Consider the following 11568-nt stretch of genomic DNA (forward strand, 5'->3'; position numbering starts at 1 on the left):
CAGTCAGCAGTAGACAGGCAGCAGGCGCGCCGACTCAATCAAAATGCCAAGCTGCTGAAGGCGTTCAACGCGGGACATTGCCGTACTCGGCCCGAGTGACCTTGCGCTGACACGGCTTGAGGTGCTCGACGGCCCGCAGGCTCGCGTGTGCCACGGCATGATGTGCTGATGACTGCTGACCTCTTCACCTGCGCGCCGGCGGAGATCACGTTCGGCGCTGTCGAGACCTTGGTGACGACCGCAATCGCCGAGCGCCTGCAAGCCGAGAGTCTCGTGCTCGAGTTCAAGAAGCAGAACGAGGAGGGCAATATCGCGAAAGCGGTTGCGGCCATGGCCAACACGGACGGCGGCGTCGTGATCGTCGGCATCGACGAGTCGATTCCCAGGCCACTGGTTGGTCTTCCCGTGGCCCGCCACGATGTCATTGTCAACTCGCTGCGCGCCCGTGTCCCAGATGCCATGCCAGAAGTTATCCCCGTCGCGCTGCCTGATGCCGAAGACCGGATGCTGTTGGTGCTGCGCATCGATGCCGACTCGGCTGTGCACCCGGTCGTCCTCGACGGCAAGGTGTATAAGCGGATTCCGGGCACCTCGATCGGAGCACGACGGGACGAGATCATCGCGCTCTGCAACCGTCCTTCCAGTCTGACGACGAGGTCACTGGTGTCCTCGTTAAGCACACTCTCGGACGTGCGCGTCTGGGATGACGCGGCCGACGTCCAAGCCGCCACCGAGCTCCGGGCCCGTGCAAGCTACGTCCTGCCGCTCCGTTTCACCAGTCGTGGCTTCCTGGGATCAGCGACCATCGCAGCCGCCGAAGATGCCCTGTGTGGGTCACCGGTGCCCGAGCGCTTGATGACCGATCACACCTTCCACCGCGAGCAGCGGCAGAGTCGGTGGCAACGGCGGCACACTTCGTCTCTCCGTGTCGATCTCGCCGCAACGTCGAGCACGGCTGGTCCCGACTGGAGGCCCAACCTCGACGCCCGCGCGCGGGTCTACCTTCGACACCGGGTCCTCGAGACCACGATCGCCGTGCGCCTCATGCCCAAACCTAGAGCGCCGTCCGTTGCCATCACCCAGGTCGCCGATCTGCACGATGTGCTCCTGGCGGCCTGCTGGGTCGCAGCGAACATGGGCCGAGCGTGCATCACCGCGATGGGCGCAGCACCGTCGCTGCAGCCGCCAGCGCTTGACGCCGCACTGAAGCACATCTTCGATCGCGGCTCTCTCACGCTCGCGGGACGTACGACTGACCACCACAGCGGTTCGGCACCGCGTCCCGACTGGACGCTCCCAGGGCGAGTACCCGACAACACAAGCGTTCCAGCGCTCGACTCCCTCATCAAGGACTGGCTGCACGTCCCCCTCTTCGAGTTCGGAATGATCGACTTCGAGCACGACCTCGCACAGTTGACACTTCCTCGATGGGCACACGACACGTAGCCGATGGCGAAGCGATCGACTCCTTTGCTGACGCCGAGGTCGGCAGCACATAGTTGTGCGGTGTCCGCGCCATCGTTCTACGCGACTGGCGTTTCAGAGAGCGGCGCAGAGACGATCACTGATCCTCCTACTCGCGACACCCCAGACGTCCTGCCCGCGAGCCTGAATCTCCAGCAGCGACGTCTCGGGCGCGTGACTTGTCAGGACCGTGATGCGAAGTCGGACAGGGTTGAGCCCGTACCTGGCCCTCATGACGAGAAAGCGACTTCCTTCACTCGCGGTCTCGACCTTGCCAATTGACGATTCAGCCTCGAGAAGTCGGCTCCATGCTCGCGCCGGGTCCACTCTGTCGCCCGCCAGCTTGATGGGACCACCTGGCCGCCGCGGAGAACCGACGGCCACCGTGAGGGCGTCGGCAACAAGCTCGGTGCGCATGTGGTCGGCCGTCGAGTAGCCGACGAGGCGTCGCGATCCGACGTCGAGGACCGTGGATACCGGCGGGCGGGGAGTAGGGCATGCCGCCACCTCGGGTATGTGGTGACCGGATCTTGCCAATGGATTTGCCAATGAATCGAGCGCGAACGGGTCGTGATGGCGCGATCCAGGTCGGCACGCCGTGTAACGTTTGCCCTGTTCAGGAAGCACAGAGCGTCATCGGACAACACGGGGCGAACGGGCCGGCTCACTCTCTCAAGGTGGCGGCACGGGTTCGAATCCCGTACGGGCTGCCAAGAAGATCAGTTCAAGGCCCTCTTCGGAGGGCCTCTGCTGTTTCCGCACGTGTGGCCGACGGCGTGTCGATGTACGGACGGCAAAGCGCCATGAAGGTATCGAGCGACGGTGGGCCGCTCGCGGGAGCTGCGCGCGTACCTCGGCCGTGACTCGGTGATCAACGAGCATCGGCGATCGGCGGTCAGTGGGCGCGCCGACTCACACTGCGGCGCGTGTTCTCGGACGCGCGGCATCGGACATTCGGCGATGCGATCACCGCCGTTTGGATCGCTTCAGAACGTCGACCGCTGGTGTTCTCGGTGTGCGCCGGCCGATCCGACAGTTCGCGGTGTCGTCAGCTACCGAGCGGTCAATGCAACCTAAGTTGCAACTGGGCAGACGCAGCAACTAAAGTTGCGCGATGAGCCGAACTGTGGTCGATGGCCTCAGCCATAACGACGGCTTTCGTTCCGTTCGGGCCCTTCGAGCCCTCGCTGACGACCTCGAGGCAGAGCACGTCGTCCAGGCCCTGGCTGCCGGTTGGTCCTGGGCTCAGATCGCCGAGGCCCTGGATGTCACGCGCCAAGCGGTCCAGAAGAAGCACGGTCATCGCATCCATCCGAGTGAATGAACTGAGGAAAACGCCATGTTCGAGCGCTTCGCACGAGAGGCCCGAGTAGCGGTTCGCCGCGCTGCAGAGATCGCTGAAGCGGAGGGAGCGGCGATGGTGCAGTCAGAGCATCTTCTCCTCGCGCTCGTCGATCCCGCACGCGACCCCGTCGGCCGGTCGCTCGAAGAGGCGGGCGTCACCGCCGACAGGATCCGCGCCGCGAGGGACCGTGAGTTTCAGGCAGCCCTCGCCTCCGTCGGCATCGAGACCGAGCGCTTGGCGCCCCCACCGCCCTCCCGGCTGCGTCGAGGGCGAGCGACTCGGTTCGCGCCCTCCGCCAAGCTCGCCCTCGAACGGACGTTGGTTGTGGCGATCGAGGAGAATGCGCGACGTGTCACGAATCGCCACCTCTTGATCGCCATTGCATGCGCTGAGGTCGGCACGACGCCAGATCTGCTGGCTGAACTCGGCACCGATGCCGAGGAGCTCCGCCGAATCGCACGAGCGGCCTGATGGACAGCGACATGGTGGCAGCTGGCCCCGTCGGTGCCGTTCGGACACGCAAATCGCTTCGGCTGCCCGACCGACCCCTACGAGTCGGGCACCAATGGGTTCGGGGGACTCTTCGACATCGTGGCGCGGGCCGGTATCAGTACACGATGTCCAGGGCGTAGCGCAGGGCTTGATCGAGGCGAGCTCGAGTGATCTCGCCGAGGCGGCCCACCGGTTCGTCGTCGAGAACGTCGAGCGGGACGGTGATGATGTTGTCGCAGCTGATGACGCACGCCTCGGGAAGTCCGTGTTCGAGGCCGAGCTCGACTTCTGATCGGATGCCCCGAATGGTGCGGGTGATCGGTGCACAGGTGATTGCCGTGAGGACCTCGATCGCTGCGTCGCGGGTGAGCACGCAGACGGGCCGACGGCCTGCGGGCGGTCCGAGGTCGGCCCAGTAGATGTCGTTGCGCGCTACCACGCCGGAACGGTCTCGGCGGCGAGTCGCCGAGCCGCCTGAACGAGCGCAGGGTCGGCGGGCTGTCGTCGATACGCGGCTCGGAGCTGCCGGTCGGCTCCAGTGAGCCGCTCCGCGTCGAGCACCGCTTGCGCGCCGCGACGCATCAGCTCGGAGCGACTGGTGCCGAGACTGGCGGCCAGTTTGTCGAGTTGTTCGACGAGGTCGTCGTCGAGTTGTACGAGCACCTCACGTCGAGCCATGACCATATGGTATCCCATATGGTCATGGAGCCGGCCATGTGGCACCGGTGCCACATGTGCCGCACCCGCAACGCCGACGACTTGCGTCATCTCGACGGCCTGATCGACGCGATCGCTGACCACCGTCGTTTGCGGACGCGGGCGGCGACCATCCCTCGAGACTCGCGAGGTGCCTTCCGACGCCTCACTGAGATCCGGCGAGCGGATACGTGAGGTGCGAAGATGGGTGGCGTCGCCGGTTCCTCGCTTTGCGCGCGCACCTCTATGCGCTCGCCCGACGGCGCGTCGTGTTGCGCTCAGGCGGCCTGGCCGGAGTCGGGGTCGACCATCATCGAGGAGACGTCGACGGCCTCGAAGTCGCCGCCGACGATCCGGCTGAGTTGGCGTAGGACGTCGTTGTCCCAGCGATCGTCGGGCGCGCCGGAGAGGAACCATGGCGAGCCGTTGTCGGCGAGGATCATTCCGTAGGTCTGGAGAGCGCGCAGAATGACTTGAACATCGGGCGAGAAGCCAGTGATGTCGAAGTCGGCGCGGAGGCGGAACCGCTGACCCATCGGTGGGTACTCGGCGCCCTGCTCGTCCGACGCGTAGTGTCGGGCCGGCCAGACGTAGTCCTGGCGGGTTTGGGAGGTGGTGAACCGAATCGCGTGGCGGATCTCCCCGGCGGCCACCTCGTCGTACCGCACCAGGCCGGGCAGGATGGGCAGCCCTGCCGCGTCGGCAGAGGTCCACGTCTCAGGCCGCAGCGCTGAAGAGGCGAGGTCGAACACCGCACCGGAGTCGGCCTGCCAGCTGCCACCATCCTGGGGGAAGGCATTGAACAGCTCGTACAGAACGCACGCGTCGCTGTCGACAACGAGGACGTGGCGGTCGCCGGTGCCGTTGGGTCCGCCTTCGATCGGTGCATCGGCGGGTATGGGGTACGGGACCTGATCGCTCTCGTCGGCGTACAGGAACGTCACGTCGACCGGTGGCTGATCTCCGGCGACGACGACGAAGGGGATGCCGATCGGGCCTCCTTCGTACTCGCCTGACCCGAAATCGGCGTGAAGGCCGACGTCGGCGCCGATCGTCGCGATGTACGCGTCCGACGACGAGTCGACCGGCAGACCGTCGACCGCAGTGTTCCAGATGTCGTCGGGTGGCAGGACCGAGCACCCCGCCACTTCCGCGCCGGCCACCGAACCACCGGACTCACCCGCCCCGACCGCCACGGTTCCGCTCGCCGCCATGGCGAACACCCCGCCGAAGGCCATCAACGAATGTTGCGATCGCATGCCCGGCATCATCGCACCACTCGCGAGTCGCCGCGGCCGCCGCTGCGCTGTGCGATGACCACGACGGGCGGGACGCCCACGGAGTCGTGGGCGGTCCGGGGGTCCGCGACGTCGGCTCGGAGGTACTGAGTCCCCGTAGCCTGGCGTCGATGTCGCCTGACGATCCGCAGAGAGTGTTCGTCGTCGCTCGCGCTCGCCGCGAGGGCGAGGACCTCGGGAGCGTCGAGGTGGCCACGGGCCGAGAAGGGGACCGCTGGCGCCGCCGATGACCGACAGATGCGACGCAGGGTGAGTTGGCGAAGTTGGGTGGCCGCCGACCTGGACAACGCTCCGGAGACGAGCGGGTACCAGGCGGCACCGCCGCGCTCGCCCGCACTGACCATGGTGTTGTTCACCGTCGTGGTCGTGAGCGCCGCGGCGGTTGCCCACCTGTTTCGCGAAACGTCCGCTCTGCTCGTCGAGTGGTATTCCGATGACCCCGACCTGGTGGCGGCGGCGACATCGGAGAAGTGGGTGCTGTTGTTCGGCATCGTGTCGGTGTCGGTCTTCGTCGCCGCCTGCGTCGGTCGCCGCGTCGAGGCCCGCCGGAGGTCAGCGATCGGGATCGAAGCGGTTGCTGCCTCGGCCCGCGGGGAGCCGCGCCGGATCTCTCTGCGGGCGTCGGGCACCCGGGCGGCTGCAACGTGGGTCGCCTCGACCGGCTTGTCGTCGATCGGCCGCGAGTCGGCGATCATCGAAGTGGGTGGGGCTCTCGGCACGGTCGCCGGGCGGCGCGCCGGGGGCCGTGGTGACGCGCTCGCGACAGCAGGCATCGCCGCCGGGTTCGCTTCCGCCTACCACGCTCCGATCGCTGCGCTGCTGTACCTGGACGAGCATCTGAGCGTCGTCAGGTCGCGGCGGGCGCTCTTGTTCGCCACGACGGGCGCCGTGGGAGGTCATCTCGTGTCGGTCCTGGCGATGGGCGGGCATGGGATCTTCCCGGCGCCGGAGGGCTCGCGGTGGAGGATTCTCGCCCTCTCGCTGATGGTGCTCGTTCCCGCTGCGCTCGGCGCCCGGCTCTTCCGCATCGCTCGTGTACGTGTCAAGGCTGTGACGCTCGCCGATCGGATCGGCGTCCCGTGGTGGTCGATCGTGGCCGTGTTCGCGCTCGTGGCCGGCGCCGCGGTCGCGACGTTTCCGTACGCTGCCGGGAACGGGATGGAGGCCTTGCGGGGAGCCGCCGCGGGCCCCACGGTTGCGATCGCCGTCGCGCTGAGCGTGGGCAAGTTGGTCGGTACGACTGCCTCGCTTGGTTCCGGGGCGCCGGGGGGCGCCCTCACGCCGACCATCGGCATTGCCGCCGGCACCGGACTGCTGTCCCTGTTCGGCGCGGAGGCGCTCGGTGTCGACGTCGAGCCGGCGATCGCATGGGGGGTGATGGTCTCGACCATGGCGGTCGGTGTCTCAGTCGGCATGCGGTCGCCGTTGCTGGCCGTCATGCTGGTTCCCGAACTCGTCGGCGACTACACGATCCTGCCCCTCATCGCCGTCGTCGTGCTCGCGGCCAAGCTGGTCGACGTGGGCGTGGACTTCGCGGTCGCTCGTTTCGCATCGCCCGTGCCGGACGTCATCTACGAGGAAGACGGCTGAACCACCGGGACTGGTGATGCGTGCCCGCGTCCTCGCCGGCGTCGGGACTCCGCGACGCCGGTAGCTCGACGCGCGGTCGCCACACCGCCGCGCCCTACGATGCGACGTCGTGTCGGACTTGCTCCCTGCGCTGAACGGCCGCTACGGCGATCACCCCGACGCGGTGCGCGTGGGCGGCGACTCGATCTCGTGGGAGGGGCTGCGCGGTCGTGCGATGGCCGTGGGCGGGCGCATCGCCGGCCACCACGCGGTGGTGGTGGAAGCGACCCCGACGCTGGACACGGTCATCGCCATCGCCGGCGCGCTCGCCGCCGGCGTTCCGGTCGCCACCGTTCCCGGTGACGCCGGGCCGCTCGAGCGTGAACACATCCTTCGCGACAGCGGAGCGACAGCGGTCGTGGGTTCCGCCAGCTTCGAGACCGCCCTGCCGGTCGTCGCTCTCGACCCCGGCGATGGGGGAGAGGTGGCCCTGCCTGAGCCGGCGCCCGACTCGGCGGCGCTGATCGTCTACACGTCGGGCACCACGGGGCTGCCCAAGGGAGCGGTGCTGTCGCGCCGGGCCGTGGCCGCCGATCTCGACGGACTCGCCGACGCGTGGAGCTGGACGCCCGACGACCACCTCGTGCACGGCCTTCCGCTGTTCCACGTCCACGGCCTGGTACTCGGGGTGCTCGGACCATTGCGCGTCGGCGCCCGCCTGACCCACACGGTGCGGCCGACGCCGGAGCTCTATGCGGGGGCGGCGGGCACGATGTACTTCGGGGTTCCGACGGTGTGGACGCGCGTCTGTGCCGACACCGACTCGGCGCAGGCGTTGCGCCAGGCGCGGCTGCTCGTGTCGGGCAGCGCCCCGTTGCCGGTACCGGTCTTCGACCGGCTGTCGGAGCTCACCGGCCACGCGCCGGTGGAGCGGTACGGGATGACCGAGACGCTCATCACGGTGAGCACCCGCGCCGACGGCGAGCGTCGACCCGGCTGGGTGGGCCTGCCGATCGAGGGCGTGCAGTCGCGTCTGGTCGACGATCACGGCGATCCGGTGGTCCACGACGGCGAGACCGTCGGCCATCTCCAGATCCGCGGCGAGACCATGTTCGACGGGTACGTGAGTGGAGGACGAGCAGACGACTTCGCCGACGGCTGGTTCGTCACCGGCGACTCGGCCGTGGTCGACAGCGAGGGGTTCCACCGCATCGTGGGCCGGACGTCGGTGGACGTGATCAAGACGGGTGGCTACAAGGTCGGCGCGGGAGAGGTCGAGGCGGCGATCCTCGCCGTTCCCGGGATCAGCGAGGCCGCGGTCGTCGGGGTTCCCGACGACGAGTTCGGACAACGGGTGGTCGCCTTCGTGGTCAGCGACGGCGTCAGCGCGGCGGCGATCGACGAGCATGTCGGCGCACTGTTGACGACGCACAAGCGTCCCCGCGAGATCCGCTTGGTCAGCGAGCTCCCTCGCAACGCCATGGGCAAGGTCCAGAAGTCCAAGCTGCTCTGAACGTCCCTGCCCGAGGCTCCCCTGCGGTCACGGGCGGGTGATGGCGTCGACGATCGGGTCGACGCTGTCGAGATCGGCGATCGACAGCACGGTGTCGACGATGTGGCTGACGCGGTCGGCGGTGAAGTGGGGCGCCATCAGTGTCCGCGCCTTGTCGACGACTTCGGTCGCCGACATCGGGTGGGTCGGGTAGCCGGTGACATGGTCGACGTGGCGCGACCGTGTCCGGCCGTCGGCGAAATCGATGGTGACGGTTGCCGACTCGGAGCGGGGCACGGTCTCCTGGGTGGGGTCGTGTTCGACGGTGATGCGCGTCATCAGCTGCCGCACCTCGTCGTCGCCGCGGAATCGTTCCAGCGACTGGGCCGATACGAAGTCGAGCCCGCCTTCGATGGCGATCAGGGCCAGGAGGTAGCGGGCGTTGAGCGCCGGCATCCGGGCGTTGGCGAAGGTGTCGGCGGCACCCGGCATCGACACGTGAATGCGGACGATGTCCACGTCGCGCTCGTCGGCCATCAGCTCGAGCATCGCCTGCACGATCGGCTGCACCGGGCCTCCGACGGGGTACCGCTTGAAGCCGACGAGGTCGATCTGATAGTCCGCACCGAGTCCGTCGACGAGTGCGCCCAGCCCGTCGCGATCGCCGCCGGCCAGCAGGCCTCCGGCGAGCCAGCCGCCGTCGACGTCGAGGGCATCGGGGACGCCGCTGAACCCCGCCTCGACCAGCAGCGCGGCATGGAGACCGTTGTGCACCGCCATCCCGCCGAACACGAAGCTCTTCTCGAAGTGCTCGATGTCGAGCAGCCACTGCCACGATCCGCTCGCCTGCTGTGCGCAGTAGGCGATGAGGTCGACGGCCTGGAGATCGGAGAGGTGCAGCAGCGCACCGGCGGTGGTGCCGACACCGAAGAGCGACCCGATGCTGTGGCAGGCCATGCCGCTGCGCCGGAGGGATTCGATGCCGATCGCCTTCGGCATCCGACACGCAACCTCGTACCCGGCGGCGATCGAGCGAAGCACCTCGGCTCCTGTCCGCCCACGCGCAACCCCGACGCACAGGGCCGTGCTCACGACGCCCGGCCCGGGCTGGACGAACGAGGACGGGCAGAAGTCGTTGATCTCGGCCCCGTGGGCGATGACCGCCGAGGCGAAGGTCGCGTCGACGAGCGCCGCACGGTCCGGCGTGCCGAGGATCTGCACATCCCCGCGGCCCGCGGTGGAGGCGAACGCCCGGGCGACCTGGCCGGCTCGGAGGTCGCGGCAGGCGACGATCGCGGCCACCGTGTCGAGCAGGTGGAGGCGGGTCAGTGCAGCAACGTCGTCGGGGATCGGCGTGTGGGCGGCCGCCGCGATGTAGCTCGCCAGCTGAGCCGTGACGGTCGGGCGGTCGCTGCTTGCCTGCGGAGTCATCGGCCGATACAGTATCGGCAATTCACCGTTAGGGTATCAGTCGACGGTGAGCACACGAGGGGGAGATGCTGATGATCCGTCGAACACGGCCGGGACCGACCGCAGCCGTACTGACCGCGCTGGCGCTCGGCGTCGTTGCCTGGAGTGGACCCGCCGGTGTCGCCGGCGCCAGCACGCCAGGAGGGGACTCCGACGCGACGATCGTCGTCGCGCTCGACGCCGAGACGAACTCGTGGCGACCGGGCAGCGCCAGCTTCGCCGCCGCGGGGTACAACGTCGCCTACTCGATCTACGACCCGCTGGTCGTCCGCGCCGCGGACGGCTCGTACCAGCCGTATCTCGCCGAGTCGGTCGAGCCCAACGAGGACTTCACGGTCTGGACCGTGACGCTGCGCGACGGCGTCATGTTCCACGACGACACGCCGCTCGACGCCGAGGCGCTGGTCGCCAACTTCACCGACTATCTGATGGCCGAGGACTCGGAGGTGGCCGGCGACGATCAGCTCGGGCAGGTGGAGGAGCTGGCGCTGATCGACGAGCTCACCGTCGAGTATCGCCTCGTGGCGCCGAATGCGGTGTTCCCCGACATCCTCACCACCGACGCCGGCTTCCCCTTCTCACCGACCGCCGCGGCGCAGGACCCCAACGGCGAGAACCCGGTGGGAACCGGGCCGTTCGTGTTCGACGAGTGGACCCGCGACAGCCAGCTCACGGTGGTGCGCAACGAGAACTACTGGCAGGAGGGCCAGCCCAGCCTCGCCGCCATCACGTTCCGCCCGATGCCCGACACCGACACCCGCGAACAAGCGCTCGCGGCCGGCGACGTGGACGCCATGCTGTCGCTCACCGGCTCGTCGACCGTGGGTGAACTCGACGGCGTCACCGTGACCCGGCGCCCCGGCAACGTCGCGGCCGCCGTGCTCTTCAACAACACGGCCCCGCCGTTCGACGACGTCCGCGTGCGGCGGGCGCTGTCGACCGCCATCGATCCCGAGGAGCTGATGATCGTGTCGGAGGCCGACGGCACGGCCAAGGCGAACCAGATGTTCGGCGTCGACAGCCCGTACTACTCCGAGGACGCCGCAGCCATCGCTGAAGAGCTCTCCAACGATCCCGAAGCGGCACAGGCCGAGCTGCAGGGGTATCTCGACGACCCGGAACGCTCCGACGGGGCCGAGCCCGGCGATTCGCTCTCGATCACGCTGCACTGCAACTCGTCGCCCGCCGCGATGGCCGTCGCGCAGTTCTACCAGAGCGAGTGGAACGACATCGGCGTCGATGTCGAGATCATCCCCGTCGAGTCGGCGACGCTCCAGGCCCAAGCACGGAGCAAGGAGTACCAAGCGCAGTGCTACCGGGTGGGCAAGGAGTTCGACGCCGGCCGCGCGCTCGATGCCGCGTTCGGACAGGAGTCGTCGCAGAACTTCACCGGCTACTCGAGCCCCGAGGTGACGGCGTTGCTCGACGAGCTGCGGAGCACATCAGATCCGGCGACCCGAGTCGATCTCGTCGGACAGATCTCGGTGATCCTCGCCGAGGCCGTTCCGCAGCTGTACGGGGCGCCGACTGTGGCCACGTGGGCGGCCGCCGACGAGCTCTCGGGCATGGACACCTGGGTGCTGCCGGATGGCGCTGCCGGTGCCTACCCGGTGTACCTCGGTACCGTCATGTGGGGTCAGGTCGCTTCCGATTGATCCCCCCACCGTGCGCTTCCCGTCCTAACATCGGGTCGGGAAGCGTACGCGGGAGCGACATCGGAACCTGCCGCCCGATGATGACGA

At 68.3% G+C, this 11568-nt stretch carries 10 protein-coding genes and 1 pseudogene; 6 read left to right on the forward strand and 5 right to left on the reverse strand.

The genetic code is table 11. The features are described 5' to 3' along the window. Positions 1-168: 168 nt before the first annotated feature. Positions 169-1446, forward strand: a complete 1278-nt coding sequence (locus DN771_RS17135) for an AlbA family DNA-binding domain-containing protein (RefSeq protein WP_162942055.1) — start codon at positions 169-171, stop codon at positions 1444-1446. Positions 1447-1809: 363 nt separating this feature from the next. Here the strand turns inward: DN771_RS17135 and DN771_RS30905 are convergent. Further along, positions 1810-1941 (reverse strand): annotated as a pseudogene (locus tag DN771_RS30905) (IS3 family transposase); the annotation flags it as partial. Between the two features lie 637 nt (positions 1942-2578). On the opposite strand from DN771_RS30905, the gene DN771_RS30910 reads away from it, so the two are divergent. Together DN771_RS30910 and DN771_RS17150 are read left to right on the forward strand one after the other, a co-directional pair. After that, entirely contained in the window at positions 2579-2788 is a 210-nt protein-coding gene (locus DN771_RS30910) for a helix-turn-helix domain-containing protein (RefSeq protein WP_116998774.1), read from the forward strand. 15 nt (positions 2789-2803) lie between these two features. After that, on the forward strand, positions 2804-3280 hold the full coding sequence (locus DN771_RS17150) for a Clp protease N-terminal domain-containing protein (protein WP_116998775.1): 477 nt from the start codon (positions 2804-2806) through the stop codon (positions 3278-3280). A 136-nt stretch (positions 3281-3416) separates the two neighbouring features. On the opposite strand, the gene DN771_RS17155 is transcribed toward DN771_RS17150, so the two are convergent. The 3 genes from DN771_RS17155 to DN771_RS17165 all read right to left on the reverse strand — a co-directional run bounded on the left by DN771_RS17155 (position 3417) and on the right by DN771_RS17165 (position 5256). Then, positions 3417-3740 (reverse strand): type II toxin-antitoxin system PemK/MazF family toxin, encoded by a 324-nt coding sequence (locus tag DN771_RS17155; RefSeq protein WP_116998776.1) that lies wholly within the window; start codon positions 3738-3740, stop codon positions 3417-3419. Further along, positions 3734-3979, reverse strand: a complete 246-nt coding sequence (locus tag DN771_RS17160; RefSeq protein WP_162942056.1) for a ribbon-helix-helix protein, CopG family — start codon at positions 3977-3979, stop codon at positions 3734-3736. The genes DN771_RS17155 and DN771_RS17160 overlap by 7 nt, the downstream gene beginning before the upstream one ends. A gap of 296 nt (positions 3980-4275) precedes the next feature. Then, positions 4276-5256: a hypothetical protein gene (locus DN771_RS17165; protein ID WP_205528638.1), complete on the reverse strand. Its 981-nt coding sequence runs from the start codon at positions 5254-5256 to the stop codon at positions 4276-4278. 306 nt (positions 5257-5562) lie between these two features. Here DN771_RS17165 and DN771_RS17170 point away from each other — a divergent pair, with 306 nt between their 5' ends. Both DN771_RS17170 and DN771_RS17175 read left to right on the forward strand, forming a co-directional pair. Next, on the forward strand, positions 5563-6885 hold the full coding sequence (locus tag DN771_RS17170; RefSeq protein ID WP_162942057.1) for a chloride channel protein: 1323 nt from the start codon (positions 5563-5565) through the stop codon (positions 6883-6885). A 109-nt stretch (positions 6886-6994) separates the two neighbouring features. Beyond that, the gene (locus tag DN771_RS17175) at positions 6995-8377 is read left to right on the forward strand and encodes an acyl-CoA synthetase (protein ID WP_193615380.1); all 1383 of its coding nucleotides are present in this window, start codon (positions 6995-6997) and stop codon (positions 8375-8377) included. Positions 8378-8404: 27 nt separating this feature from the next. Here DN771_RS17175 and DN771_RS17180 read toward each other — a convergent pair whose 3' ends face one another. After that, on the reverse strand, positions 8405-9787 hold the full coding sequence (locus tag DN771_RS17180; RefSeq protein WP_116998779.1) for an MmgE/PrpD family protein: 1383 nt from the start codon (positions 9785-9787) through the stop codon (positions 8405-8407). Between the two features lie 71 nt (positions 9788-9858). On the opposite strand from DN771_RS17180, the gene DN771_RS17185 reads away from it, so the two are divergent. Then, entirely contained in the window at positions 9859-11481 is a 1623-nt protein-coding gene (locus tag DN771_RS17185; protein WP_162942058.1) for an ABC transporter substrate-binding protein, read from the forward strand. The last annotated feature ends 87 nt before the right edge of the window (positions 11482-11568 follow it).

It is taken from the genome of Desertimonas flava (assembly GCF_003426815.1).
GTDB lineage: Bacteria > Actinomycetota > Acidimicrobiia > Acidimicrobiales > Ilumatobacteraceae > Desertimonas > Desertimonas flava.

Excerpts from the sequence above, each read along its gene's own strand:
- DN771_RS17135 (WP_162942055.1), top strand. The coding sequence starts at position 169 with ATGACTGCTGACCTCTTCACCTGCGCGCCGGCGGAGATCACGTTCGGC.
- DN771_RS17185 (WP_162942058.1), top strand. The coding sequence starts at position 9,859 with ATGATCCGTCGAACACGGCCGGGACCGACCGCAGCCGTACTGACCGCG.
- DN771_RS17180 (WP_116998779.1), bottom strand. The coding sequence starts at position 9,787 with ATGACTCCGCAGGCAAGCAGCGACCGCCCGACCGTCACGGCTCAGCTG.
- DN771_RS17160 (WP_162942056.1), bottom strand. The coding sequence starts at position 3,979 with ATGGCTCGACGTGAGGTGCTCGTACAACTCGACGACGACCTCGTCGAA.
- DN771_RS30910 (WP_116998774.1), top strand. The coding sequence starts at position 2,579 with ATGAGCCGAACTGTGGTCGATGGCCTCAGCCATAACGACGGCTTTCGT.
- DN771_RS17150 (WP_116998775.1), top strand. The coding sequence starts at position 2,804 with ATGTTCGAGCGCTTCGCACGAGAGGCCCGAGTAGCGGTTCGCCGCGCT.
- DN771_RS17165 (WP_205528638.1), bottom strand. The coding sequence starts at position 5,256 with ATGCGATCGCAACATTCGTTGATGGCCTTCGGCGGGGTGTTCGCCATG.